Origin of the sequence: Nonomuraea sp. NPDC052634, from assembly GCF_040678535.1 — a bacterium.
Taxonomy (GTDB): domain Bacteria; phylum Actinomycetota; class Actinomycetes; order Streptosporangiales; family Streptosporangiaceae; genus Nonomuraea; species Nonomuraea fastidiosa.
Map to the genome: position 1 here is coordinate 2,422,341 of NZ_JBFATY010000001.1, position 24,771 is coordinate 2,447,111.

General features: G+C 73.5%; 24 protein-coding genes. 9 read left to right on the plus strand and 15 right to left on the minus strand.

What is annotated here, in order from left to right; genetic code table 11:
• Positions 1–236: 236 nt before the first annotated feature.
• Positions 237–1,025, plus strand: a complete 789-nt coding sequence (locus AB0K67_RS10800) for an alpha/beta fold hydrolase (protein ID WP_364056315.1) — start codon at positions 237–239, stop codon at positions 1,023–1,025.
• Between the two features lie 218 nt (positions 1,026–1,243).
• On the opposite strand, the gene AB0K67_RS10805 is transcribed toward AB0K67_RS10800, so the two are convergent.
• Both AB0K67_RS10805 and AB0K67_RS10810 read right to left on the minus strand, forming a co-directional pair.
• Positions 1,244–1,906, minus strand: coding sequence for a GntR family transcriptional regulator (locus AB0K67_RS10805; RefSeq protein ID WP_364056318.1), 663 nt, complete (start codon positions 1,904–1,906; stop codon positions 1,244–1,246).
• Entirely contained in the window at positions 1,903–3,024 is a 1,122-nt protein-coding gene (locus AB0K67_RS10810; RefSeq protein ID WP_364056321.1) for a CoA transferase, read from the minus strand. The genes AB0K67_RS10805 and AB0K67_RS10810 overlap by 4 nt, the downstream gene beginning before the upstream one ends.
• Positions 3,025–3,162: 138 nt before the next feature.
• On the opposite strand from AB0K67_RS10810, the gene AB0K67_RS10815 reads away from it, so the two are divergent.
• Positions 3,163–4,326 carry an acyl-CoA dehydrogenase family protein gene (locus AB0K67_RS10815; protein WP_364056324.1) on the plus strand — a complete coding sequence of 388 codons (1,164 nt, stop codon included), beginning with the start codon at positions 3,163–3,165 and terminating at the stop codon, positions 4,324–4,326.
• A gap of 3 nt (positions 4,327–4,329) precedes the next feature.
• Here the strand turns inward: AB0K67_RS10815 and AB0K67_RS10820 are convergent, their stop codons facing one another.
• From AB0K67_RS10820 to AB0K67_RS10830, 3 genes are all read right to left on the minus strand, one after another.
• Positions 4,330–5,403 (minus strand): C45 family peptidase, encoded by a 1,074-nt coding sequence (locus AB0K67_RS10820; protein ID WP_364056327.1) that lies wholly within the window; start codon positions 5,401–5,403, stop codon positions 4,330–4,332.
• 500 nt (positions 5,404–5,903) lie between these two features.
• Positions 5,904–6,569 (minus strand): lytic polysaccharide monooxygenase, encoded by a 666-nt coding sequence (locus tag AB0K67_RS10825; protein WP_364056330.1) that lies wholly within the window; start codon positions 6,567–6,569, stop codon positions 5,904–5,906.
• A gap of 185 nt (positions 6,570–6,754) precedes the next feature.
• Complete coding sequence (locus tag AB0K67_RS10830; RefSeq protein WP_364056333.1) at positions 6,755–7,030, minus strand: hypothetical protein; 276 nt, start codon at positions 7,028–7,030, stop codon at positions 6,755–6,757.
• 187 nt (positions 7,031–7,217) lie between these two features.
• Between AB0K67_RS10830 and AB0K67_RS10835 the strand changes: the two genes are divergently transcribed.
• Both AB0K67_RS10835 and AB0K67_RS10840 read left to right on the plus strand, forming a co-directional pair.
• A complete protein-coding gene (locus AB0K67_RS10835) occupies positions 7,218–8,009 on the plus strand; it encodes an SAM-dependent methyltransferase (protein ID WP_364056336.1) in 792 nt (263 codons plus the stop codon).
• 63 nt (positions 8,010–8,072) lie between these two features.
• On the plus strand, positions 8,073–9,065 hold the full coding sequence (locus tag AB0K67_RS10840) for an endonuclease/exonuclease/phosphatase family protein (RefSeq protein ID WP_364056339.1): 993 nt from the start codon (positions 8,073–8,075) through the stop codon (positions 9,063–9,065).
• 181 nt (positions 9,066–9,246) lie between these two features.
• Here AB0K67_RS10840 and AB0K67_RS10845 read toward each other — a convergent pair whose 3' ends face one another.
• Entirely contained in the window at positions 9,247–9,435 is a 189-nt protein-coding gene (locus AB0K67_RS10845; RefSeq protein ID WP_364056342.1) for a hypothetical protein, read from the minus strand.
• A 470-nt stretch (positions 9,436–9,905) separates the two neighbouring features.
• Between AB0K67_RS10845 and AB0K67_RS10850 the strand changes: the two genes are divergently transcribed.
• The 3 genes from AB0K67_RS10850 (at position 9,906) to AB0K67_RS10860 (ending at position 12,477) form a co-directional block, all read left to right on the plus strand.
• Entirely contained in the window at positions 9,906–10,907 is a 1,002-nt protein-coding gene (locus AB0K67_RS10850; protein ID WP_364056345.1) for a winged helix-turn-helix domain-containing protein, read from the plus strand.
• Positions 10,908–10,967: 60 nt separating this feature from the next.
• Positions 10,968–11,249, plus strand: a complete 282-nt coding sequence (locus AB0K67_RS10855; protein ID WP_364056348.1) for a hypothetical protein — start codon at positions 10,968–10,970, stop codon at positions 11,247–11,249.
• Between the two features lie 142 nt (positions 11,250–11,391).
• Positions 11,392–12,477: a transglycosylase SLT domain-containing protein gene (locus AB0K67_RS10860; protein ID WP_364056351.1), complete on the plus strand. Its 1,086-nt coding sequence runs from the start codon at positions 11,392–11,394 to the stop codon at positions 12,475–12,477.
• 4 nt (positions 12,478–12,481) lie between these two features.
• Here AB0K67_RS10860 and eccB read toward each other — a convergent pair whose 3' ends face one another.
• Both eccB and eccD read right to left on the minus strand, forming a co-directional pair.
• Complete coding sequence (gene eccB / locus AB0K67_RS10865; protein ID WP_364056354.1) at positions 12,482–13,891, minus strand: type VII secretion protein EccB; 1,410 nt, start codon at positions 13,889–13,891, stop codon at positions 12,482–12,484.
• Between the two features lie 27 nt (positions 13,892–13,918).
• Positions 13,919–15,304, minus strand: a complete 1,386-nt coding sequence (gene eccD / locus AB0K67_RS10870) for a type VII secretion integral membrane protein EccD (protein WP_364056357.1) — start codon at positions 15,302–15,304, stop codon at positions 13,919–13,921.
• A gap of 103 nt (positions 15,305–15,407) precedes the next feature.
• Here eccD and eccCa point away from each other — a divergent pair, with 103 nt between their 5' ends.
• Entirely contained in the window at positions 15,408–19,385 is a 3,978-nt protein-coding gene (eccCa, locus tag AB0K67_RS10875; RefSeq protein ID WP_364056360.1) for a type VII secretion protein EccCa, read from the plus strand.
• A 102-nt stretch (positions 19,386–19,487) separates the two neighbouring features.
• On the opposite strand, the gene AB0K67_RS10880 is transcribed toward eccCa, so the two are convergent.
• The 7 genes from AB0K67_RS10880 to mycP are packed head-to-tail and all read right to left on the minus strand — an operon-like array spanning position 19,488 to position 23,982.
• A complete protein-coding gene (locus AB0K67_RS10880; RefSeq protein ID WP_364056363.1) occupies positions 19,488–19,913 on the minus strand; it encodes a YbaB/EbfC family nucleoid-associated protein in 426 nt (141 codons plus the stop codon).
• The gene (locus AB0K67_RS10885) at positions 19,910–20,419 is read right to left on the minus strand and encodes a hypothetical protein (protein WP_364056366.1); all 510 of its coding nucleotides are present in this window, start codon (positions 20,417–20,419) and stop codon (positions 19,910–19,912) included. The genes AB0K67_RS10880 and AB0K67_RS10885 overlap by 4 nt, the downstream gene beginning before the upstream one ends.
• A 5-nt stretch (positions 20,420–20,424) precedes the next feature.
• Positions 20,425–21,693, minus strand: a complete 1,269-nt coding sequence (locus AB0K67_RS10890; RefSeq protein ID WP_364056369.1) for a hypothetical protein — start codon at positions 21,691–21,693, stop codon at positions 20,425–20,427.
• 21 nt (positions 21,694–21,714) lie between these two features.
• Positions 21,715–22,062 carry a hypothetical protein gene (locus tag AB0K67_RS10895; protein ID WP_364056372.1) on the minus strand — a complete coding sequence of 116 codons (348 nt, stop codon included), beginning with the start codon at positions 22,060–22,062 and terminating at the stop codon, positions 21,715–21,717.
• A gap of 4 nt (positions 22,063–22,066) precedes the next feature.
• A complete protein-coding gene (locus tag AB0K67_RS10900; RefSeq protein ID WP_364056375.1) occupies positions 22,067–22,357 on the minus strand; it encodes a WXG100 family type VII secretion target in 291 nt (96 codons plus the stop codon).
• Between the two features lie 21 nt (positions 22,358–22,378).
• Entirely contained in the window at positions 22,379–22,720 is a 342-nt protein-coding gene (locus AB0K67_RS10905) for a WXG100 family type VII secretion target (RefSeq protein WP_364056378.1), read from the minus strand.
• On the minus strand, positions 22,714–23,982 hold the full coding sequence (mycP, locus tag AB0K67_RS10910; protein ID WP_364056381.1) for a type VII secretion-associated serine protease mycosin: 1,269 nt from the start codon (positions 23,980–23,982) through the stop codon (positions 22,714–22,716). The genes AB0K67_RS10905 and mycP overlap by 7 nt, the downstream gene beginning before the upstream one ends.
• Before the next feature lie 162 nt (positions 23,983–24,144).
• Here mycP and AB0K67_RS10915 point away from each other — a divergent pair, with 162 nt between their 5' ends.
• The gene (locus AB0K67_RS10915) at positions 24,145–24,768 is read left to right on the plus strand and encodes a hypothetical protein (protein WP_364056384.1); all 624 of its coding nucleotides are present in this window, start codon (positions 24,145–24,147) and stop codon (positions 24,766–24,768) included.
• Positions 24,769–24,771: the final 3 nt, after the last annotated feature.

Consider the following 24,771-nt stretch of genomic DNA (forward strand, 5'->3'; position numbering starts at 1 on the left):
CTGCGCCTCGACGGCACCTCCCGCCCTCCCCGGCTGGGCGCCTGCGGTGAATCGGGCGTGCCGGAAGGGTGCGGACGCGGAGGGAGGGGCGCGGGCGTGAAGCGAGGGGCCGGGGCCGGAGATGGCTGGGCCGACACGCGAAACCCTCCATGGGCGCGGAGCGCGGAGATCACCAGACCGACGTGCGAAGCCGTTCACGGGTGCGAGGCCGGGAGTGCGTGCGTACCGTGAAGGGCGTGACGACGCTCATGCGCACCGTCCTGGTCGTCGCCGCGGTGGCGGTCCTGCTCCTCGCCCTGCTGTGGGCGTTCCAGCGGCGGCTGATCTACCTGCCCGACGGCTCGCCCGCGCCTCCGGCGGCGTCGGTGCTGCCGGACGGGCGCGACGTCACGTTCACCACGAGCGACGGCCTGACGCTGTCGGCCTGGTACGTGCCGGGACGGCGCGACGTGACCGTGCTGGTGATGGGCGGCAACGCGGGCAACCGGCTGCACCGGGCGCCGCTGGCGAGCGCGCTGGCGGAGCACGGGCTCGGGGTGCTGCTCATGGACTACCGCGGCTACGGCGGCAACCCGGGCGGCCCCGACGAGGAGGGCCTGTTCCGCGACGCGCTGGCCGCGCGCGACTGGCTCGGCGACCGGCGGGTGGTGTACTTCGGCGAGAGCCTGGGCGCGGCGGTCGCGACCCGCCTGGCCGTGGAGCGCCCGCCGCTCGGGCTGGTGCTGCGCTCACCGTTCACCGACCTGGCGGCGGCCGGTCAGGTCAACTACCCCTTCCTTCCGGTACGCGCTCTCCTGCGCGACCGCTTCCCCGTCGCCGAGCGGGTCGGCCGGGTGCGCGCCCCGGTCGTCGTCGTGTACGGCACCGCCGACACGATCGTCCCCGCCCGCCTGAGCCGCGCGGTCGCCGAGGCCGCCGGCGCCACCGTCGTCGAAATCCCGGGCGCGGGGCACAACGACCTCGTCATGCTGAACGGCCGCGAGCTGGTGAACGCCGTGCTCACCCTGGCCGGCCGTTCCGCCTGAACGTCGCGGGGCCCGCCTGAGCATCGCGAGACGGCGGGGCGTCACGGGAAGGTTCTCCTCCCGGCATCGCCAGGGGCCGGGTGCCGCCGTACGATCCGCTGCTGAGCGCCTGACCCGGCAAGCGCCTCTCGACGCCGACCCCGTGCGGAAAGCCCCCCCGCGCCGAAAAGCCCGGCGCCGGCGCTGGAAAGCGCCCCGAGCGGATGCGCGCCTGCGGGTCAGGTGTCGAGCAGCGGGGCGAGGGCGGTGACGGCGTGGGCGCGGTGCACGTCGAGCGTGGCCACGGCGTCGTCGGCGGAGCGGCGGCGCAGCGCGTCGAGCGTGGCGCGGTGCTCCTTGATCACCCGCTCCCTGTTGCCCGGCTCGCCGTAGTACATCGACCGGTAGGCGTCGGTGGAGTCCCACAGCGTACGGATCAGCCGGACCAGGCGCGGCATCCCCGAGCAGTCGAACAACATCATGTGGAACGCCCGGTTGGCGGCGGCCATGGCCGCGACGTCGCCGGCGGCGGCGGCCCGCTCGACGTCGTCCTGCGCGGCCTCGAGCCGGGCGAGGTCGTCGTCCGTCAGCCGGGGCACCGCCCGGCGCACGGCCTCCTCTTCCAGCAGCTCCCTGATGCGGTAGACCTCGCGCAGGTCGTCGAGTGAGAGCGTCTCGACGAAGTAGCCGCGATGGGCCTCGTAGGTGACCAGCCCTTCGCCCTGCAGCGTCTTGAGCGCCTCGCGCAGCGGGACCCGGCTGACCTGAAGCTCCTCGGCCAGCGCGTCCTGCCGGATGGGCGCGCCGGGGCGCAGCCTGCCGGTGGTGATGGCCCGCCGCAGCTCGCCCAGCACGAACTGCTGGGCCGTGGGCGGCCTGCGTCGTGCCTCGTCCGGACTCACCGCCCCAATATCTCACGAACCCACGCCTCGTCCTGCCCGAGCGCGGGCGGCCTGCGGCGGTAGGAGGGCGGGGTGGCGCTGAGCCGCAGCGGGTTCGCGACCTGGCCGACGCCGTCGATGTCCACGGCGGGTTCGAGTCCGAGACCGGCGGCGAGCGAGAACGCGGCGGCCAGGTCGTTGATCGGGCCGCACGGCACCCCGGCCTCGGTGAGCCGGGCGAACCACTCGTCGGCCGTGCGCTCGGCGAGCGCCGCGTTGAGCTCGGCGACGAGCGGCTCGCGGGCGGCGACGCGATCGGCGTTGGTGGCGTAGCGGGGGTCGCCGGCGAGATCGGGCCGGTCGAGGGCGGCGCACAGGGCGCGGAACTGGCGGTCGTTCCCCGCGGCGATGACGATCGGGCGGTCGGCGGCCTGGAACACCTCGTACGGCACGATGCTCGGATGCCGGTTGCCCATGGCGCGCGGCACGACCCCGGCGGCGGCGTACGCGGAGGAGTGGTTGGTGAGCGCCGACAGCAGCGACGACAGCAAGGACACCTCGATGCGCTGCCCTTCGCCTGACCGGTCGCGGTGGCGGAGGGCGGCGAGGATGCCGAGCGCGGCGTGCAGTCCGGTGATCACGTCCACCAGCGCGACGCCCGCCTTGGTGCCGGGGCCTTCCGGCTCGCCGGTGACGCTCATCAGCCCGCCGACGGCCTGGGCGATGAGGTCGTAGCCGGGCAGGCCGGCGCCCGCCCCGGACCCGAAGCCGGTGATGGAGCAGTAGACGAGCCCGGGGTTCAGCTCGCGCAGCGCCTCGTAGCCGAGCCCGAGCCGGTCCATGGTGCCCGGCTTGAAGTTCTCCACCAGCACGTCGGCCCGCGCGGCGAGGGCTCTGGCGACCTCGATGTCCTCCTTGAGGTCGAGCGCGATGGAGCGCTTGTTGCGGTTGACGCCCAGGAAGTACGTGGCCTCGCCGCCCGCGTACGGCGGCCCCCAGGCCCGCGTGTCGTCGCCGGTGCCGGGCCGCTCGACCTTGACCACCTCCGCGCCCAGGTCGGCGAGGAGCATGGTGGCGTAAGGACCGGCGAGCACCCGGCTGAAGTCGGCGATCAGCAGCCCCGACAGCGCCCCGCTCATGCCGGCGCCCCCAGGTAGACGGTGACGGCGCGGGTGCAGACCCGGCGGCCGGCGATGAGATGCAGAACGTCCATGGTCAACGCACCCTAACTATGCCATATTGGATTTTCAATATTGGATCCAAAATACGGAGACGCCATGTTCGCACCCACCGCTCTCTTCTCCCTCGACACCCTGCTGACCGAGGAGGAACGCGAGATCAGGAGCACGGTCAGGCGCGTGTGCGACCGCGAGATCCGGCCGCACGTCGCGGGCTGGTTCGAGGCCGGCGAGCTGCCCGCGCGCGAACTGGCCCGCACGCTCGGCTCGCTCGGCGTGCTCGGCATGCACCTCGACGGGTACGGCTGCGCCGGCATGGGCGCGGTCGCGTACGGGCTGGCCTGCCTGGAGCTGGAGGCCGCCGACTCGGGCCTGCGCAGCCTCGTCTCCGTGCAGGGCTCCCTGGCCATGTACGCGATCTGGAAGTACGGCAGCGAGGAGCAGAAGCAGGAGTGGCTGCCCGCGATGGCGGCCGGCGAGCGCATCGGCTGCTTCGGCCTGACCGAGCCCGACTTCGGCTCCGACCCCGGCGGCATGCGCACCACGGCCAAGCGGGAGGGCGGCGACTGGGTGCTGAACGGCACCAAGATGTGGATCACCAACGGCTCCGTGGCGGACGTGGCCGTGGTCTGGGCGCGTACGGACGAGGGCATCAGGGGCTTCCTGGTCCCGGCCGGCACACCCGGCTTCACCGTCAACGAGATCAAGCACAAGCTCTCCCTGCGCGCGAGCGTGACCAGCGAGCTGGCGCTGGAGGGCGTGCGGCTGCCCGCCGACGCGATGCTGCCCGGCTCGCGCGGCCTGTCGGGGCCGCTCGGCTGCCTGAACGAGGCCAGGTTCGGCATCGTGTTCGGCGCGATGGGGGCGGCGCTCGACTGCCTGGAGACGACGCTCGCGTACGTGGCCGACCGCGAGGTGTTCGCCAGGCCGCTGGCGTCGTACCAGCTCACCCAGGAGAAACTCGCGGACATGACGCTGGAGCTGGGCAAGGGGCTGCTGCTCGCGGTGCACCTGGGCCGGCTGAAGGAGGCCGGGACGCTCGCGCCCGAGCAGGTGAGCCTGGGCAAGCTCAACAACGTGCGGGAGGCCCTGGAGATCGCCAGGAAGTGCCGCACGCTGCTCGGCGCGAACGGCGTCACCCTCGAATACCCGGTGATCAGGCACGCGGTGAACCTGGAGTCGGTGCTCACCTACGAGGGCACCTCCGAAGTCCACACGCTGGTCATCGGCAAGGCGCTGACCGGCATCGGAGCCTTCAAGTGACGCTCAGAACGTCCGCCAGGTCGCCTCGGTGACCTGGCAGGGCCCGCCCTGATGCACCCGCAGATGCCCGGCGGGCAGGTCGAGCCCGATCGTGGCGAGCGTCTCCCACCGCTGGTTGAGCGGCTGGGTGAGGTCGGGGTGCGCGCAGACGGGCGCGTCCGGCGCGTGGCTGAGCATGGCGAGCGCCCGCGCGTGCTGGTCGGGGTCGCGCAGGTCGTCGACGTGGTCGCGCAGGTGGCGCAGCCGGTCGTAGGTGCCGGGCCGCGAGGTGGCGTGCCGCTCCCCCGCCGCGAGCGCGGCGTCGTGGAAGTGGTTGCAGTGCAGCAGCACGCCGTCGGGTTCCGGCGGGATGACGGCCACGCCCGCCGGGGAGATCTCGATGGACGCGGCGTCGTTCCCCTCGTCCGAGGCGGTGACCACGGTGATGACGGTCGAGGCCGAGACCCGGGCGGAGCGGGCGATCTCCGCCGCCTCCGCCACCGTGGCCGCCTCGTCGAGGATGCGGCGGGCGATCAGGTGCACGGGCACGCCGATGTCGTCGGTGTCGGAGTCGTGGCGCAGGATGTTGAAGTGCACGCCGAGCCCGGACGTGGCGGCTCCGATCTTGGCCAGCGCGCCCGCCTCGGTGAACGTGCGCACGACGTGACCGGGGCGCGGCTCCAGCTCCCACAGCATCGGCGCCTCGCGCAGGTGGTCGTGCCAGTCCCAGGTCTGCACCGTACGCGGCGGGCCGCTCTCGGGCAGCACCACCGAGGTCGAGCACTCGCCGTGCCCGGTCGCATCGATGGCGGCCAGGATCTCCGTGCGCGCGTTGACGACGGCGACCTGCCACGGCTCAAGGCCGGAGCCCGCGGCGATGCCCGTCATCTCCTCGGCCAGCTCGGGCGCCCAGTCCGCGCTCGCTTCGAGTGCCCGCTCGGCCCACGCGCGCACCTGTTCGGGGGTGGCGCCGGCGACGGCGAACAGGTCGGTGTAGCCGGCGTAGTTGGCGGCGATGCGGTCGCGCAGGTGGGTGCCGAGCTCCTTGCCACGAGCGCGGGGGTCGATCTGGCTGGACGAGAAAGCAGGAAAAGTCATGATGCATCCATCAAGTCGGCGAGCCGCGGGTTGCGGGCGGCGAGATCGGCGCGGACGCGCGCGTACCGTTCGGCGTCGATGCCCTGGCTCAGCTTGAACATGGCCTTGACCGACCGTACGTCCACGCCGAAAGCCACTACCCCGGGCAGCAGCGCGCGGAACCTCTCGCGCGAGACGGGCGCCGGCTCCCAGCGCGGCGAGCGCGGCGATCCAGCGCGGCGAGCGCGGCCGAGGCGGCACAGCCGAGGCGGGGCGCGGCGGCTGCGCGCGCCGGGGGCCGGCGTACTGCGCGCCTCCCGCGTCGGCAGTGCGGCCACGCGCCGGCCGACCCGCCCATCACGGCCATCGGCCTGCGGCCCGAGAAGGCCGGCCCAAGCTGCGCCGAGCTGCTGTTCGAGCCGCTGCCGGGGCCGCACAGGCGGGGGCGGAACGCGTCCACCCCATCGAGCCGGCGGTACGCGCCTCCACGAGCCCCCGCCCGTAGCGGCCAGGCGAGCGCGTCAGCTGAAGGTGACGTCGCTGCAGAGGTAGTAGACCTGGTCCATGTGCGAGGCCTGCCAGATCGTGTAGACGACGTGGCGGCCGGTGCGCGAGCCCTTGTCGATGCCGGTGACCAGGTACTCGTTCGCGGGGGCGTACCGCTGGGTCTCCCTCACCAGCTCCAGGTCGCTCCAGCGGAGCGGCGTGGTGGTGGCGTCGTAGCCCTGCTTGGTGATGTAGACCCTGATGTAGTCGGCGCCGTGCAGCGCCTGGTCGTACAGCCGGATGTCGAACGTGCTGCCGAGGCTCGTCGTCTTCCACGCGCCCGGCGTGTCCATCGAGCGGTAGCGGCCGCCCTGCGTCTGGCCGGCGCTGCAGAGCTGGCCGTCGGGCACGGCGGCCTGGTGGTTGCCGCCGACGTTGTCGCGGTAGAGCCCGTTCCAGTTCCACATGGCGTTGGGGTCGTCCTGCCACGCCTGCCAGCACATCGGGTCTTCCTGCGCCATGGCGGGGTTCAGGTGGTCGCTGCCCCAGCGGTCCCAGCAACCGTAGTTGCGGGTGGCCGGGTCGATGACGGAACCGTGCGCCGAGGCGGTGCCGGTGAGCGGCACGAACAGGATCCCCAGGGCGGAGAAGAGCAGGATCAGGGCACGCGACGCCCTGCGACGACGTGGTGCTTGGGGCATAGTGCGGTCTCCGTGTTTCCGGTCGGGGGTTGCCGGTTGCTGGGAGCGCTCCCAGTGGCGGACGGTATCTGACGGCGGACGTACGGCCAAGTGACGGCGGATTGTCAACCGCGCCCGCCCTCTGTGACCCCGGGGGTTGAGCTGGGGAAAGGGCTTTCCCGATATTGCTCAGGAAGTTGAAACTTTCAGGGAAGATCGCTTGGTAGCAAGCGCGGCACGGAGCGTGACGCAGCCGGATAAGGTGCCGCGGAGAAGACGATGACGCGCTGCCCGCCCGCACACAGCTCGGCGACGCGGTCCATGACCATCGTGCCGCCCAGGTTGAGGTCCGGCAGCAGCACGTCGGCGGCGAGCGAGGTGCAGGTGGGCACGGTGGAGCCGCGCCCCGGCGACCGGGTGGCGATCGCGAGTGAGGGGGCGCTCGACGCGCTGGGCGCGGAGCGGCTGGAGGTGCTGCTCATGGCGGGCGCGTCGCCTGCGGCCTGCCTGGATCGCGTCTTCGACGGAGCTGACCGCTCAGGAGCGCAGACGAGATGGCCGCTCAGGAGCCCAAGGGCGACGCCACGGTGATCGTCGCGGAGTTCGTGACCGCCTGAGCCGCAAGGGCTGATCGCGGAATCAGCCTGACTTGCCCGTAAGATCCTCGGTGTGAGCGCACCCCACGGCATCAACCCGAACATTCCTCACTCCGCCCGGGTCTACGACTACTGGCTCGGTGGCAAGGACAACTTCGAAGCCGATCGCCGGGTGGCCGAAGCGACGATGGCCGCGGTGCCGGGCATCCGCGAGAGCGCGCGGAACAACCGGGCCTTCCTCGGCCGGGCCGTGCGCCACCTCGCGCAGCTCGGCGTGCGGCAGTTCCTCGACCTGGGCACCGGCATCCCCACCCAGGGCAACACCCACGAGGTGGCCCAGGAGGAGGCGCCGGAGTCGCGTGTGGTCTACGTCGACAACGACCCGATCGTGATGGCGCACGCCAGGGCCCTGCTGACCAGCACGCCCGAGGGCCGCACCGCGTACATCGAGGCCGACGTCCGCGAGCCCCGCTCGATCCTGGAGCACCCCGACACGCTGGCCACCCTCGACTTCACGCAGCCGATCGCGCTCGTCATGGTCGCGATCCTCATGCACATCCCCGACAGCGACGACCCCGAGGGCCTGGTCAAGGCGTACACGAAGGCGCTGCCGTCGGGCAGCTACCTGGTGCTCAGCCACCTGACGCTCGACCTGATCGACAAGAAGACCGCCGACGACTACGTGGCGGCGACCAGCACGCAGGCGATGCACAGGACGCCGCGCACCGGCGAGCAGATCAGCCGCTACTTCGACGGGTTCGACCTGCTGGAGCCGGGGCTCGTGGCGGTGTCGCAGTGGCGGGACACGCCGCTCTTCCCCGACGAGCCCGCCTGGATGTACGCGGGCGTGGGCCGCAAACGCTAGACGCCGTCCCTGGCGCGGCCGGGCATCGGCGAGTTACCTCCTCTGGGACGGGACGACGACGAAGTGAGCACGACGGTCGGCATCGAGCGAGCCGCGAGCGACGAGGCGCCGGTGCCGCGGCGACGGCGGCGCAGGCGGTGGATGTCGTGGACGGCGGCCGTGGTGGTCGGCGTGTGGGCGGTCGAGCGGCTCTTCGGGTGGGAGCGCGGCTCGTTCGACACCCAGCTCATGACCGTGACGCCGTACGGCGCGGTGCTTGCGGCGCTGACCGCGATCGTGGCGCTGCTGCGCCGCAACCGGTGGGCGGCGCTGGTCGCCGCGCTGGCGAGCGTGACGATGGCCGCCGTCGTGGCGCCGCGTACGGTGGCCGCCGAGCAGCCGCCGGCCAAGGGCGCGCCGCTGCGGGTGCTGTCGGTCAACCTGTTCGGCCGTGCCGACGCCGCCGCCGTGGTCGCCCTGGTACGCCGCTACGACATCGACGTCTTCAGCGCCCTTGAGCTGACCCACGCCGAGGCGGACCGGCTCGACGCGGCCGGGCTGCGGGAGCTGCTGCCGTACCGGGTGCTGCAGCCGGAGGCCGACGTGACGGGCAGCGGCATCTACGCCAAGCATCCGGTGGCGGAGCTGAAGGACCTGTTCACGCCGATCGGGCACAACATGCCGGCCGCCACCGTGACGCTGCCCGGCGGGAGCAGCGTGGAGTTCGTCGCCGTACACCCCAACCCGCCCCTGGGCCGCAAGGAACGGGAGTGGACGGCGTCGCTGCGCGCGCTGCCCGGGCCCTCGCCGTCGGCGATCAGGGTGCTCGCCGGGGACTTCAACGCGAGCCTCGACCACCGCGCCTTCCGCGAGCTGCTGGACAGGGGGTACGTGGACGCCGCCGACCAGCTCGGCCAGGGCCTCACGCCCACCTGGCCGAACTTCCGTCCGATGCCGCCGATCATCTCCATCGACCACGTGGTGGCGGACCGGCGGGTGGCGGTGCGCGACGTCGAGGTGGTGGACGTCCCCGGGACCGACCATCGCGGCGTGTTCGCCGAGCTGCGACTGCCCTGAGCCCAGGTGTGGCCTCTTGCCGGGCCCGCCGCCTCGCGGGCGGGGTCCGCGGGCACCCGCCCCTGCGCTCCAGCCGGGTGGGGTCCGCGGGCGCGCGCCCGCGCTCGTACCGGGCGGGGACCGATGAGTGCGGAGCGCCCGCTCCCCCTGGCGGGAGCGGGCGCCGTCGTGCTGCGGAATGTCAGGCCGCGCTCTCCTCGGCCACTCGGGGGAGCACGTCGAGATCGTACGCTCCCGACTTGACGGCCGCGGTGAACGCCTCCCAGTCGCGGCGAGGAACCTCCAGGACCACATCCGGGTGATCCACGTGGACGACCTCCACGTGGTCGTTGATCCGCTTCGCCGCGACGCGGCTGGCGTCAGGTGTCATCTGCAGCACTCCTCTCGGTGCGTTGCGGGCTCGCCCCGGCCGCCCGTTCGCAGGGCGGCCGGGGCGGTTGCCGGAAGGCTTTCATCCCGGCGCGCCGTACGCCACCCGTCGGCCCGGCATTCGGTGGAAAAAGCCATCACGCGGTGGTCCGTCTTTTGACCTCGGTACAACAAACGGTTTCCGCGGTGCGGCGGTGGCCCGGAGAGGCGGCCGCGCCCCACGAGGACGTATGACCCAGCAGGGGTTGTAAGCCGCTTTTAAGGCAAAAGTTAGCGGCGTGGCGTAACTTCCCGCACCGACAAATCCGCCCGCCCCTTTGCAGGAGGCGCGGGCGATGAACGCCGCCTCTCCGCCGAAGGGATGCCACGAAAGGTGCGGCACTTAGCCCCGTGATTCGCCCGCTTTATTGATGTTTCGAGCTTCGTTGAAGCATTCCTCCGCCGATGTCTTCTCTGTCTACAGTCCTACCCGTGGGGGCCGAAGTAACAAGGACCAATGCGTGGAGCGAACTGATCATCGGCTCCACACCGCAGCTCTCCATCTCGATCTCGCCCAACCTGACGGCGCTCGCCATGCTCGCCGACGCCCTCGCCGGCCGCCGCCGCGGCCTGCCCGAGCTCTGGCGGCGGGCGGTCGGCGCGCGGGTCGGCCCGCTCGGTCATGAGGCCGTGCGTCCCCTGTCGGCCCCCGGATCCGCGCTCGCGCCCGACTTCCTGGTGCCGCGCTCCCCCTCAGGCGGCGACTTCACGGTCGCGGCCCAGATCGCCGCACTTCAGGAGCTCGAGCCCGACGCGTTGATCAAGGATCTCGAGCGTACGTACGGGCCTGGCACGCCGCCCCCGCAGTGGCGCCCGGTCGTCGAGCGGCCAGACCTCTGGCTGCACGGCTACGCCACCGCGCTCGCCGACGTCTGGAGAACCACCGAACCGCTGTGGAAGCGGGCCCGCCGGCTGCTGGACAGGGAGGTCGAGCGGGTCGGCGTGACCACCGTGCGCGGCGGGCCCGAGCTGCTGCTCGGCGCGATCAGCGACCGCATGTCCTACGGCGAGCGCGGGCTGGTCTTCTCGGGTGTCGCGGCCGGCACGTACGAGCTGGGCGACCGGCGGATCGTGCTGGTGCCGATGCTGGCCGGGCGCGACGCGCTCATCCTCGGCCTTGACGACCCCGACGCCGTCTGGATCGCCTACCCGGTGCCGGGGGCGGACTCCCTGTGGCGGCGGCCCGTCGCACCGGCGGTGGACGAGTTGTCCGCGCTGGTCGGGCCGGTCCGCGCCGATCTGCTCTGCGCGCTGGAACAGCCGATGACGATGTCCATGCTGGCGACCGACATGAAGATCGCGCCCAGCGGGCTGACGTACCACTGCGACCGGCTGCGCGCCGGGCGGCTGATCACGAGGGAGCGCCGGGGGCGCGAGGTGTGGATCGCCCGCACCCACCGGGCCGAGGAGCTGCTGGAGCTCTTCCGGCGCTGAGCCCCGGCGCCGGGAGTGTGAGGCTGTGTGTAAGGGCTGAGGGAAGGAGAGTGCCTGGGGATGGCGCTCACGTTCCACCGCGACGCGCTGGACGACTGCGGCGCGGCGGCGAAGTCGGCCTCCGGGGTCTTCGCCGGGCTGATCGGTACGGACGCCCCGGAAGCGGCGGCCTTCGGGACGGTCTCGGGATCGCAGGCGCTGGCGTCGGCGGTCTCCGCGCTGCGCGGCGCCGCCGAGCAGGCGGCCAAGACGCTCGGCCGCAGGCTGGAGGCGGTGGACCGCACGCTCGACGCCGTCGATCGCACGTTCACCTCCGCCGACGGCCAGGCGGTCAGGCGATGACCCCGGCGCGGCCCCGTACGGGCAGGGCCAGGATAGGCCGCGCAGGCGGTCAGGCGATGACCCCGGGGCGGCCCCGTACGGGCAGGACCGGGGCAGGCCGCCAGGGCGGCGAGGCGATCACGTCACCGGAGGTGGCGCCGGCATGAGCGCGATCGACGACGTCGGCGGCATGCCCGGCGGGGCGGAGCTGGCCGGGCTCGCGCAGCGGCTGGTCGGCGACCCGGGCGCGATCTCCGCGCAGGCGGGCGCCTTGCGCACCGCGGCGAGCACGGCCCGGCGGCACACCGGCGCGCTGACCTCCGCGACCGGTGACGTGAGCGAGGCCTGGCAGGGCGGCAGCGCCGAGGCGTTCGCAGGCTACATGGGCAGGCTGACGGGTGCGGGCGACCGGCTGGCGCAGGCGCTGGAGACGGCGGCGGGCCACCTGGAGACCGCCGCCGAGACGCTGCGCGCCGCCGAGTCGCAGGCGCAGGAGGTGTGCCAGGCGTACGCCGCCGCCGTACGCGAGGCGCGCGCGGCCACCCCGCCGCCCACCGAGGAGCAGGTGGCGCGGAGCGTCGCCCCCGCGCTGAACGAGGCGCGCGGCATCCTGCAGCGGCTGGTCACCGAGACCGGCGGCACGCTGGCGAGCCTGGCGAGCAAGATCACCGAGGCCATGGAGGGCATCCCCGACGTGGGCGCGACCGTGCCGGAGCCGGACGCGCAGCCGTTCGCGCCCCGCGCCGGGCAGGCGCTCGGCTGGTCGCCGGCGTCACGCGGCGACGACCGGGGCACCTCGCTGGCCGGGTACGGCGGTGGCGGCACGACGGGCGGCTTCGGCGGCTACGGCCCGAGCGGTCCTCCCCCGCCGGGCGGCGGCCCCGCGCCCCAGGGCCAGGTGGCCGTCTGGATCGACCAGGCCATCGAGATCCTCAAGGCTCACGGGTACCCGGCCGACAAGATGCACCCGAACGACATCTACCTGATCATCAAGCACGAGTCGGGCGGCAACCCGCACGCCATCAACAACTGGGACTCGAACGCGGCCAGGGGCACCCCGTCGAAGGGCCTCATGCAGACGATCGACCCGACGTTCCAGCGTTACAAGCTGCCCGGACACGACGACATCTACAACCCGGTGGACAACATCATCGCGGGCGTCCGCTACGCGATCGCCCGCTACGGCTCGGTGTCGAACGTGCCGGGCGTCGTCGGCATGAAGACCGGCACGGGCTACCGGGGCTACTGACGGGCTACTGATCGGCCCGGTCGCCGTCGAGCACCGGCTTGGCGGCCCGCGCCGGGTCGAGCACCGGCCCTTCGGGGATGAGCTGGAGCAGGTTCAGCGGCACCGGCGCTGCCTGCGAGGGCGCGTAGCCGAGCTTGCCGAGGGCCTGCGCGCTGGGCACGGCGTGGCGGCGGCCCTCCTGGGTGATGAGGTAGTAGGAGCGCACGGCCTTGAGCTGGCCGTCGCCGGGCAGCACGCCGGCCAGGACGGCGCGGCCCGGCGGGAGGCGTACCAGGTCGGTGGCGTCGCCGCGCGGTGCGGGCAGCGCGGCGCCGGTGGTGAGGCGGACGCGGGTGGAGCCGGTGTCCGTCTCGGCGTACACCACGCAGAGCGGCCTGGCCGGGCTGTAGGCGATCATCTCCGGCATCGTGGCGGGCAGGCCGTCGGCGGGCACGGTGGTGCGCGAGCGCGGCGCGGCGTTGGCGGTGGCGGCGTCCACGGGGATCTCCCTGACCGCGCCGCCGCCGTACGCGGCCCTGCTGGCCGGGTCGCTGAGCAGCAGCGCGGCCTGCGCCTGCGTGACGGGGGCGAGGCCGTCGGCGAGCAGCACGTACCAGCGGTCCTCGCCGCCCGCGACCGCTCCTGCGCGGAACACCTGACCGACGGCCGCCGCCCTGCCGCCCGGCCCGGTGACGGGGCGGCCGCGTCCGCTGATCGCCGGGGCGGCCAGATCGGGGCCTTCCGGCAGCGCGTTGAGCCAGGCCACCGGTACGGACGCGGGGTCGGTGGCGGTGAGCCCGCGGGCGATGCCGGCGGGCACGCGCATGCGGGTGCCGCGCCAGATGGCCCACCGCTGCCCGCCGACGTCCACCAGCAGCGCCTGTCCCTCGGCGACGGGCGTGCCGCCGACCTCGCGTCCGGCGATCAGCGTCACGTACGGCTTGCGCCCGGTCGGCTCGGCCCGCTCCTGCACGCAGGCCGACCAGGGGCCGCGGGCCAGGTGCTCCGGGCCGGGCAGCGAGTCGGGCGCGCCGGGGATGCCGATGGGCACGCCCCGCTCGTACGAGGCCAGCGCTTCCCGAGCCACGACCCGCTCCTTGATCTGGCCGGACGGCAGCACGAGCCGGGCGGATGCGTAGTTGGCGACGGGGACGAGGCGGCGCTGGTCGGGGCTGTAGACGTAGCGGGCGCCGGTCTCGCGTTCGATGATCAGCGTGCCGGGCTCTTCCAGGGACGCGGTGCCACCGGGCCGCAGCAGCCCGTAGACGGCGAAGCCGACGCAGAGCAGCACCGCCACCATGATCCCGGCGAGGAACCCGATGGTCTGGCGGCGCAGCGGCCACTCCGGCTGGTTGGGCCGGCCGTGCAGCAGCGCCAGGCCGATCCGCTGGATGGTGAGGCGGTAGGCCTGGTAAAGGTCACGCCGGCTGTGCAACTGCGCCCTCGCTCCCGTTCACGGCCGCTAGCTGACCAGGCCGCGGATGGTCTCGTACAGGTTCATGACGGCGAGCGCGAGCGGGATGAGGGCGATCATCAGCAGGATGTCGAAGATGTCGCCCACCCGGCCCCAGAACGGCGACGGCCGCGAGGCGGCCAGCCAGAGCGCCGTGCCGGTCACGCCGAGCGCGAGGACCACCACGCCGGGCACGATCGCGTACAGCAGCAGCGCGTCGGCCGCGGTCAGCGCGGCTCCGGCGAGCGGCAGCGCCACGCCGGCCAGGGTCGCGGACAGCAGCCAGGCCCGCTGGCCGCGTCCTTCGAAGACGCGGGCCCGCATGAGCAGCGAGAGCGACAGCGCGGCGCTCATCACCAGCGCCGCCCAGGTGCCCTCCAGCGTCAGCAGCGCCTGCGCGCCGAGCACGACCAGCGACACCGTGCCGAGCAGCCCGGCGCAGAAGCGGTCGGCGACCACGGTCTTGTCGATGACCAGCTCGCCGTCGAGGTCGCCGGTCTCGCGCCGCAGCTCCTCGGCCGTGGTGGGCAGCGCGGGCAGCGGCATGCCGGCCAGCCGGAACGACAGCGACGGGACGACCGTGGTGAGCCCCACCGCGAGCGCGGCGAGCACCGCCGCCACACCCGCCGCGGGCAGGCCGAACGCCATGACCACGCCGGCGCCGAGCAGCCCGCAGAACGCCGCGGCGGCGATGCCGAGGAAGGCGGGCAGCCCCTGCGCGACCGCGAACCCGGTGGCGGTGGCGAGCATGAGGGTCACGCCGCAGGCGGACAGCAGGTTGTCCGGCTGGAGCACCGACGGGCCTGAGGCGGGGGCGACCAGGCCAGCGACGAAGCCGTACGGCAGGGCGGCGTAGCCGAGCACCGCGCCGGATCGGGCGTCGCCGAGCGCGCGGGAGAGCGCCACGGCGACCACCAGCAGCAGCACCGCCACGATGCCCGCGACCAGGGCGGCGGGCGTCCACGGCGGCCCGGCGAGCGGCAGCGCGGCGGCGCCGGGCGCGAGCAGGCAGGCGGCGGCGCGCAGGCCGTACGTCCTCGTCAGATCGGGCTGCCAGCGGCCGGTGCGCTCGGCCACGCCGGTCGCCACGGCGTCGGCCACGTCGTCGAAGACGGGCTCGGGCAGCTCGTGGCCGCGCGGGCGCAGGTGCAGCAGCTCGCCGTCGCGCACCTGCAGCTCGGCGAGGGTGACGCCGGGGTCGAACGGCGGCCCGCCGAGCCGCTGCAGCGCCCAGCCGCCGTGCGCCAGGCCCGCCTCGGCCAGCCCTTCGCCGGCGATGCGCAGCACGGTCGGCAGCAGGTTGCCGAGCGGGATGTCCGGCGGCAGGCCGAGGTCCAGGAAGCCGCGCGGGGTCACGATGGTGACCCGGCACAGGTCGGTTCCGGTGGCGCTCACCCGGACGAGTGTAGGGAGCGCGCTGTCGTGACGGCGGGCGTAACACGTACAGGAATTTTGAAATATCCGGCATATCCCTACGTCAGGGGCTTGTATGGGCCCGGTGAGCGGCAGCCTGATCGTGGTACGCAGGCCCGAGCGGCGCAGGCCGCCGGAGCCTCCGAGGGGCGAGGTGCTTCTGGAGTCGCCGCCGGAGATCCCCGAGACCGTCACGGGCGGCGGGCTGACGCAACTGCTGACGTATCTGCCGATGATCGCCGGGGCGGGCGCGATGGCGCTGATGTTCACCGGCGGGTCGGCGCACAACCCGATCATGCTGGTCTCCAGCGGCCTGTTCGCGGTCTCCATGATCGGCATGAGCGTGGGCCAGCTCATGCGGACGGCGGGCGAGCGCCGCAACCAGCTCAACGGCCTGCGCCGCGACTACTACCGCTACCTGGAGCAGGTCAGGAAGCGGGTGCGTACGGCCGCCGCGCAGCAGCGCCGCGCCATGACCTGGAACCACCCCGACCCGGCCACCCTGTGGTCGCTGGTGATGACCAGCCGTCTGTGGGAGCGGCGGCCCCGCGACGACGACTTCGCCCAGGTGCGGATCGCCACCTCGGCGCAGCGGCTGGCGCTGCCGCTCATCCCGCCGGAGACCCGGCCGATCGAGGACCTGGACCCGCTGACGGCGGGCGCGCTGCGCAGGTTCGTGCGCACGCACGCGACCGTGCCGGGGCTTCCGGTGGCGCTGGCGCTGCACTCGTTCGCCAGGATCACGCTGTCGGGGGATCCGGTGGCGGCGCGCGACCTCGTACGCGCCGCGCTGGCCCAGGCGGCGGCCCTGCACGCGCCCGACGAGATGCGGATCTCGGTGTGCGCGGCGGGCGAGCGGGCCAGGGAGTGGGAGCCGGTCAAGTGGCTGCCGCACGCCCTGCACCCGTCGGAGGAGGACGGCGCCGGTCCCGTGCGGCTGGTCGTGGGCGACCTCGGCGAGCTCGACGGGCTGCTGGGCTTCGAGCTGAAGGACCGGCCGCGCTTCACCAAGGGCCTGTCGGCGGACGCGGTGCCGTACCACGTGATCGTGGTTGACGGCGGGACGGTGCCGCAGGGCAGCCAGCTCGCGCTCGACGTCATCGAGGGCGTCACGGTGATCGACCTGAGCGGCACGGTGCCGCAGGGGCCCGCCCAGCTCACGCTGCGGCTTGAGGTCACCGGGGACGAGCTGGTCAGGATCTCCGAGGACGAGCTGGGCAAGGAGGTCAGGTCACCGCTCGGCCGTCCCGACCGGCTGTCGCAGCCCGCGTTCGCGGCGCTGGCCAGGCAGCTCGCGCCGATGCGCACGGGCACGGGCGGTCAGGAGGAGGCACGCGACGTCTTCGCCGCCAACACCACGCTCACCGACCTGCTGCGCCTCGGCGACGCCCGGCGCCTGTCCACCGCCGTCACCTGGCAGCCGCGCCCGCTGCGCAACCGGCTGCGGGTGCCGATCGGTCTCGGCGCGGACGGGCGGCCCGTGGAGCTGGACATCAAGGAGGCCGCGCAGGGCGGCATGGGCCCGCACGGCCTCGTGGTCGGCGCGACCGGATCCGGCAAGTCGGAGCTGCTGCGCACGCTCGTGCTGGCGCTGGCGATCACCCACTCGTCCGAGACGCTGAACTTCGTGCTCGTGGACTTCAAGGGCGGCGCGACCTTCCTCGGCCTGGAGTCGCTGCCGCACGTCTCGGCCGTCATCACCAACCTGGAGGACGAGCTGCCGCTGGTCGACCGCATGCACGACGCGCTCCACGGCGAGCTGGTACGCCGCCAGGAGCTGCTGCGCGCGGCCGGCAACTTCGCCTCGCTGCGCGACTACGAGCAGGCGCGCGAGCAGGGGGCCGACCTGCGGCCGCTGCCGACGCTCTTCATCGTGCTGGACGAGTTCAGCGAGCTGCTGTCGGCCAAGCCGGAGTTCATCGAGCTGTTCGTGATGATCGGGCGGCTGGGCCGCTCGCTCGGCGTGCATCTGCTGCTGGCCTCGCAGCGGCTGGAGTCCGGGCGGCTGCGCGGGCTCGACACGCATCTGTCGTACCGGATCGGGCTGCGCACCTTCTCCGCCGCCGAGAGCCGGGCCGTGCTCGGGGTGGCGGACGCGTACTCGCTGCCGCCCGAGCCGGGCAACGCGTACCTGATGTTCGAGACGACCGGCATGACGCGGTTCAGGGCCGCGTACGTGTCGGGGCCGTACCAGCCGGCGGCGGCGCAGAGCCCGGCCACGGCGGCGCGCTCCGGCCACCGCGGGAAGATCGTCTGGTACGGCCCGGAACGGGTGCCGCTGCCGCCCGCGCCCGAGACGCCGCCGCCCGCCGAGGAGAAGGGCAAGCAGGAGAGCCTGCTCGACATCGTGGTGTCCCGGCTGGCCGGCAAGGGCCCGGCGGCGCACCGGATCTGGCTGCCGCCGCTGAAGGAGCCCGCCTCGCTGGACCAGCTCCTCCCCCGCATCGTGGCCACGCCCCGTCACGGGCTCACCGCCGCGGGCACCGCGCGGGACCGGCCGGGGCGGCTGCACGCCGTCGCGGGGATCGTGGACAGCCCGTTCGACCAGCGGCGGGATCCGTACTGGCTGGACCTGTCGGGCGCGGCGGGCAACGTCGCGATCGTCGGGGCGCCGCAGACCGGCAAGAGCACGCTGCTGCGCACGCTGATCGCCTCGCTCGCGCTCACCCACACGCCGAAGGAGGTGCAGTTCTACTGCCTGGACTTCGGCGGCGGCACCCTGTCGGCGCTGGCCGGCCTGCCGCACGTCGGCGGCGTGGCCACCCGGCTGGACGCCGACGCGGTGCGCAGGACCGTCGCCGAGGTGCGGGGCGTGCTGGAGCGGCGCGAGCGGCTGTTCGTGGAGCGGGGCATCGACTCCATGGCCACCTACCGGCGGATGGTCGCATCGGGCGAGTACGAGGGCGACGGCTGGGGCGATGTGTTCCTCGTCGTGGACGGCTGGGCGACGCTGCGCCAGGAGTACGAGCAGCTCGAACCCGACCTCGGCGACCTGGTGACGCGCGGGCTCGGCTTCGGCGTGCACGTCGTCGGCACCGCGAACCGCTGGCTGGAGTTCAGGGCCGGCGTGCGCGACCTGCTCGGCACCCGCCTCGAACTGCGGCTCGGCGACGCCTTCGACTCCGAGATCGACCGGCGGGCCGCCGCCAACGTGCCGGAGGGCGCGCCGGGACGCGGCCTGACCCGCGAGGCGCTGCACTTCCTCGCCGCGCTGCCGCGCATCGACGGCCGCAGCACCGTCGACGACCTCGCCGACGGCGTGTCCGCGCTGGTCGAAGCCGCCGCGGCGGCCTGGCACGAGCAGGGCGCGCCGCCCGTGCGGCTGCTGCCGTCCCTGCTGCCCGCCCACACGCTGCCGCTGCCGCCCGGCGACGGCGCCCGCGTGCCGATCGGCATCGACGAGGCCGCGCTCGCGCCCGTCCTGCTGGACTTCGACGCCGACCCGCACTTCGTGGTGTTCGGCGACACCGAGACCGGCAAGAGCAACCTGCTGAAGGTGATCGCGCGCGGCATCGCCGCCGCCCGCACGCCCATGCAGGCCCGCTTCGTCGTCATCGACTACCGCCGCTCGCTGCTGGACGCCACCGACACCGAGCACCGCGTCGGCTACGCCGCATCGAGCACCGCCGCCGCGACGCTGCTCAAGGGCGTGCAGGAGGTGCTGCAGGAACGGCTGCCGCCGCCCGACCTCACCGCCGAGCAGCTGCGCACCCGGAGCTGGTGGACCGGGCAGGACCTGTACGTGATCGTGGACGACTACGACCTCGTCGCCACCTCGGCCAACCCGCTCGCGCTCCTCGGCGACCTGCTCCCCCAGGCCCGCGACATCGGCCTGCACCTCGTGCTCGGCCGGGCGATGGGCGGCGCGGGGCGGGCCATGCTGGATCCCGTGGTGCGGCGGCTGAAGGAGATGAACACGCCCGCCGTGCTGCTGTCGGGGCCGCGCGACGAGGGGCAGCTCTTCGGGAACGTGCGGCCGCGTACGCTGCCGGCCGGGCGGGGTGTGTACGTGGATCGGCGTTCCGGAGACAAGCTCATCCAGACCGCGTTCCTGCAGTCCTGAGCCCGGCCGCTCCCCGCGGCCCTCGGCCGGTTCCGGTGTGCGGGCTGCGCAGAGTGCGGCCGCCGTGCCGGGCCGTCGTGGCCGGGTTCTACAGCCGGGGTTCTACAGTTCGCGTTCGATGCGGGCGAGTTCGGCCATGGCCTGGTCGAGCGCGGACTCGTACGCCTCGCGCGCCTCGCGCATGCGCACGTCGGCCGGGTTGTCCTGGGCGGACAGGTCCAGCGGGCCGTCCCCCACCACCTCGCGCAGCAGCTCGGCCGAGCGCGCCTGCAGGTCGGCCAGGGCCTCGGCGATCAGGCGCAGGATCGTCTCCGACAGGCGCTGCGAGCCCCACCGCATGGCCCTCGGGTCGATGTGCAGGCCGGTGACTCCCTCAGCCGAGCACTCGACCCTGACCAGGTCGTCCGGGTCACTGGCGGTGCCCTTGACGGCCAGGACCTGCTGGTAGAGGTCGTCCAGCCCGGTGTCGGGCTGCCGGGCGCGGTCGATCAGCCGGTCCAGGGCTCCTTCGTCGGGGATCGCCGTCACGTCTGTCTCACCTCTCCGTCTCCGGGCTCATCTCCCGGGCGGGTCTCCGGACTGCTCCCCTGGCCCGTCTGACCGAACGGCGTCTGACCGAACGGCGTCTGACCGAACGGCGTCTGACCGAACGGCGGCCCGGGCGGCTCCTGCCGCAGCCTCGTCTCGCTGAACCGGGTCGCCACCGCCTGCTGGCCCAGCATGCCGCCGCCGAGCACCACCCCTCCGTAGAGCGCGAGCCTGCCCGGCGAGACCTTGACCAGGCGGCCCACGACCTTGCCGAGCACGCCCTGCCCGCCCGCCGCGAACTGCCTGACCCGGCTGGCGATCGCGCCCGCCTGCCGGTCGGCCCTGATGCCGAACTGCGTGGCGGCCACCTCGGACACGGCCCTGGTGAACGGGTTGAGCTGGGCGTACCTGTGCATCACGCCGGCGACGTGCCCGCGTACGGAGTCGGCGACGACGGCGACGGTGCCGGCGTCCATGCGCTGCGAACCCACGGAAGCGTGGTCCATGCCGATCACCCCACCACCGGCGGCGGCGTGTCCACGGACGGGCGGAAGAAGTCGTCGTCGGCCCGCTGGGTGCCGGGGCGGCGCGCACTCTGCCGGTCGAGCGGCGCGCCCGCGGCCATCGGCAGGAACGGCACCCCGCCGGCACCTGCCGTTCCGGCCGTGCCCTGCCCGCCGGTCCCGGCCGGTAGGCCCGCCGGAGATGACCCGCCCACCACGGGGACGCTGCCGGGCCGTGCGGAGGGGCCCTGGGCGGTGGAGGTGTCCCCTGCGGGAACGTGGCGGTCGGGCCTGGTGATCGGCTGGGCGACCGGGGTGGTGCGGGCCGTCCGCGGAACGGCGGCATGCGGCAGCACGCCGGTGGGGCGGGCGGTCTGCGGCTGCCGGGCGTTCTCCGCCGGGCCCGGCTGCCCGTCGGGGCCGGTCGAGAGAGGGCGCACCAGGTCCGATGTGCCGGTCAGGTGCGTGGTGCCGAGGTAGCCGGATGGGGTGGCGGTCACCGGGGTGCCTGCCGCTCCGGGGCCCGGCACGGCCGCGGGTGGGACGGTGCCCGGTGGGACGGCGGTGCCGGGTGGGACGGCGGCGCCGGGCGTGCCGGGTGGGACGGGCATCGTTGCCGGGGTCGTCTGCGGGGAGCCCGCCGTACCGGCCAGCTCCGTGCCCAGCCGCAGCGGGGTCGTGCTCTCCCCCGTACCGTCGCCGCCGTCACCGGCGGCGGCAGGCGGCAGGTACGGCGCGGGCGAGGCCAGCTCCGCGTCCCACGGCAGCCGGTCGGGCAGCGCCGTGTGCGCATGATGGAAGGCCGCGTTGAGCCGGGTGATGAACGCCCTGGCCGCCTCGTCGGGGTCGTTGGTGGGATGGCGGGGGTCGGTCGATCCCGCGCCCATCGCGTAGTAGGTCTGCGGCTTGGTGGCCTGGTCGAACTGTTCCTTGGCCGTGGCCAGCTCCTGCCCGACGCTCGTCAGCGAGGGCGGGATCTCCTGCAGCCGGTCGCGCAGCGCCTGGAGGTAGGTCTGCAGCCGGTTCATCCGGGTGAGCATGGCGCGGGCCGACTCCCCGCCCCAGTCACCGTCGGCGACCAGGCGGGCCGCGCCGTCGCCGAGCGTGGTGATCGTGGTGGTGAGCAGCTCGGCGGTCTGCCGGTACGCCGCCGCGACCGGCTCGAACTCCTCCGGCCGCGTACCCATGATCAGCGACCTGATCGCGTCGCGGCCCCCGTACTGGTGGGGGTTGCCGCCCTGGAGGCAGCCGTTCTTGATCGGTTTGGGTTCCGGCACGCGTTCCTCTATCTCGCGCCTCTATCTCGCGCTGTCAGTGCGGCCCGCCACGCCCGCGGCCCGCTGGTCGGCGTCGCGTACGGTGGTCGCGGTGTCGGCCAGGTCGCCGATGACCCGCTGGACCTGCTCCAGCACGAACTGCAGCGAGTCTCCCGTGGCCTCGCGGGCGCGGCGCACGGTGTCGGCGTACCCCTGGGCGATGTCCCACGTCCCCGCGGCTCCCCGGCTCAGGTCCGGCACCTGGAAACGCGCCGCCTCCAGCCGGGGCAGCAGCTCCCGCTGCAGCTTGCCGGCCACGTCGAGGAGCGCGTCGGGCCGGCACACGGTGCGGTCCCCGGCGGCGGCCGGGTCGATGAGCGGCTCGTTCACCTGCTCAGCCGGTCCAGCGGCGCACGTTGACGTGCTCGGCCTCGCGCATGATGCCGGTGGCCTCCTGCAGCGACGGGCCGAAGCGCTGCATGGTGTCGCCCATCTTCACGACGGCGTCGTTCCACTGGCGCTTGGCCTCCATGTAGACCTCCTTGGCCGCGCCCTCCCAGGTCTCCAGCACCTTGAAGTCGGCCTCCAGGTCCGCCAGCTCGCCGACGAGATTGGTGTACGCGCGGCCGAGCTCGTTCGCGATCTCGTCCATCTCGTCGAAATTGGCGAGAATGATGTCGCTCATGTCAGCTCCTCGATCCGTGGTTCAGGAGACGGGCCCGGAGAATTCGCCGCCGGCGAGCGCGGCCCGGAGTTTCGCCGCCACATCGGTCGCCTGGGTGTTCGCCTCGTTGTATTGAATGCCGGTCGCCTTCAGGTTCTCGCCGATCGAGTTGAGCGCGTCGATGACCCTTCTGAACTGCGGCGTCCACTCGGCGAGAACCTGCTGGTAAACGGTGGCCGCCTCGCCCTGCCAGGCGGCGCCGAGCGTCTCGGGGATCTGCGTGAGCCGGTTGTAGATCTGCTCGATGTTGGCGACGGCCTGCTGCGCGCGTTCTGCGGCGCTATGCTGGCTGCCCTCGGTATAAGTGGTCGGTTGATTTACCACGGTGCTCCTTTCGGCGCGGCGCGGGCCGGGATATCTCCCGGATCAACGTAAGCGGGTTCCGGCGGGCCGGGCTGCGATTTCAACTTTCCTGTAAATGTCGCGGGGCCGCCCGCGCGCCAGCCTCTGCGCCTGGCCCTGGGCAGCATGAGCGCCACGAACACCACGATCGCGGTGACGCCCGCCGCGCCGGCGGTGATGCCGACGGCGACCGTACGCGTGCGCGGGTCCGGGACGGGCGCCGCGGGCAGCACGAGCGGCGGCGCGGCGGCGGCACTCGCCGTGGCGGGGCCGTCGGGCGGCGGCAGCACCGAGGTGACCGCCTGCAGCGGGTTGATGAGTCCGGCGCCGGTGCCCGCCGCTCCCCCGCCCTCGGCGGTCTGCTCGATGCGGCGCTTGACCTGCCAGTGGTCGAGGTCCGGATATCGGGCTCTGACGAGGGCGGCGACGCCGGAGACGAAGGGGGCGGCGAAGCTGGTGCCGTCGAGCCCCGTACGGTAGCCGCCGCCCGTCCACGCGCTGGTGATCCCCGCGCCGGGCGCGGTGACGGAGACGCGGGTGGCGCCATTGGAGAAGTCCGGTTTGTCGCCGTCGGGCGAGGCCGCGCCGACCGCGATCACGCCGGGGTACTCGGCCGGGTACGCGGGCGTGACCTCGCCGCCGTCCTGCTCGACGTTCCCGGCGGCGGCCACGATGACCGCGTCCTGCTCCTGCGCGTACGCCACCGCCGCCTTCAGCTCGGGCGCGTCGTGGGCCTGCACGGACACGTTGATCACGTCGGCCCCGAGGTCGGCGGCCCGCCGGATGGCGGCGGCCAGCCGCGACACGTCGCCCGACCTGCCCGCGCTCTGCTTGATCGCCAGGATCTTCGCGGCCGGCGCCACGCCCAGCACCGGCACGCCGCGCGAGGTGAGGTCCTGGCCCGCGATGATGCCGGCCACCGCGGTGCCGTGGCCGACGCAGTCGCGCGCGTCCGTCCCCGTGAGGTCCACCTGGTCGGTGACGACACCTCGGAGCTGCGGGTGCGCGGCGTCCACGCCGCTGTCCACGACCGCGACCCGTACGCCTTCGCCCCTGGTGAGCCGCCACACCTGCGAGAACCGCAGCCGTTCCTGCGGCCACGGCGTCCCGGTGACCTCGGCGACGCCGGGCTCGGGGTCGCAGGTGACCGCGCGCGCCGGGGTCGGGGACACCGGACGCGTCGGCGCCGGGGTCGGGGTGAGCGCCAGGAGGAGAGCGGCGGCGCCGTACCAAAGCGAAGGCACGAAACGGAAGTCTGCCCACATATCCGGCTGCTGTGGCTCTCTTAGAAATATCTTGAAATGGCGCTTCACCTGGCGGTGCGGCCGGTAGGCAGATGTCGGCACGTCCGTCGATCGTTGACGTACATGCCGATGCGGACACCGGTGCGGACGCGGGGAGTGAGCATGACGGTACCTGTCGCCGAGGGCGGCGACGGCAACGGCGCCCCCAGGCCGGGCATCGGGCTGTCGCGGCTACAGCGTCCCACGCGGACCGTCGGCCACGAGGACGCGATCTCCTCGCACGAGGAGCACGTCGGGCCGCGCAGCGTCGAGGACGCCTACGCCGACCACATCCACGACCACCGCAACGGCGACTACCCGCCGGAGCCTCCGCTCGCCCCGGCCCAGGCGCAGCTCGACGAACTGCTCGCGGCCAACCGTGTGGACCCGGGCACGACGAGCAAGACGATGTTCATCAAGATCGGCGAGTACGAGGACCCGCAGTCCGGCAGGCCGCTCCTATCGTCCCCGGTCGAGCGGCTGCGCCAGGACCTGGAGCGGCTGCAGGGCGCGGCGGGCGAGAGCCTGCAGGTCCGGCTCACGCGGGCCCAGCTCACCGAGCGGGAGCTCGGCACGTGGCAGGCCGCCATGGACCTCAAGTTCACCACCGACCAGGCGTACCGGACCATCGACGAGGCGATCGGGCGCATCACCCAGGTGTACGCGGCCGTGGTGCAGGCACTCGACGAGACCGTCAAGACCGCCAAGAGCGCTGACCAGGCCATCGCGGGCGGCGTCAGGAAGTGACGG

What these genes read in the sequence shown, in the direction of transcription:
- AB0K67_RS10810 (WP_364056321.1), bottom strand. Translation starts at nt 3,024, where the DNA reads ATGAGCGGGGCGCTGTCGGGGCTGCTGATCGCCGACTTCAGCCGGGTG.
- AB0K67_RS10815 (WP_364056324.1), top strand. Translation starts at nt 3,163, where the DNA reads ATGTTCGCACCCACCGCTCTCTTCTCCCTCGACACCCTGCTGACCGAG.
- AB0K67_RS10820 (WP_364056327.1), bottom strand. Translation starts at nt 5,403, where the DNA reads ATGACTTTTCCTGCTTTCTCGTCCAGCCAGATCGACCCCCGCGCTCGT.
- AB0K67_RS10825 (WP_364056330.1), bottom strand. Translation starts at nt 6,569, where the DNA reads ATGCCCCAAGCACCACGTCGTCGCAGGGCGTCGCGTGCCCTGATCCTG.
- AB0K67_RS10830 (WP_364056333.1), bottom strand. Translation starts at nt 7,030, where the DNA reads ATGAGCAGCACCTCCAGCCGCTCCGCGCCCAGCGCGTCGAGCGCCCCC.
- AB0K67_RS10845 (WP_364056342.1), bottom strand. Translation starts at nt 9,435, where the DNA reads ATGACACCTGACGCCAGCCGCGTCGCGGCGAAGCGGATCAACGACCAC.
- AB0K67_RS10855 (WP_364056348.1), top strand. Translation starts at nt 10,968, where the DNA reads ATGGCGCTCACGTTCCACCGCGACGCGCTGGACGACTGCGGCGCGGCG.
- AB0K67_RS10860 (WP_364056351.1), top strand. Translation starts at nt 11,392, where the DNA reads ATGAGCGCGATCGACGACGTCGGCGGCATGCCCGGCGGGGCGGAGCTG.
- AB0K67_RS10885 (WP_364056366.1), bottom strand. Translation starts at nt 20,419, where the DNA reads ATGGACCACGCTTCCGTGGGTTCGCAGCGCATGGACGCCGGCACCGTC.
- AB0K67_RS10900 (WP_364056375.1), bottom strand. Translation starts at nt 22,357, where the DNA reads ATGAGCGACATCATTCTCGCCAATTTCGACGAGATGGACGAGATCGCG.
- AB0K67_RS10915 (WP_364056384.1), top strand. Translation starts at nt 24,145, where the DNA reads ATGACGGTACCTGTCGCCGAGGGCGGCGACGGCAACGGCGCCCCCAGG.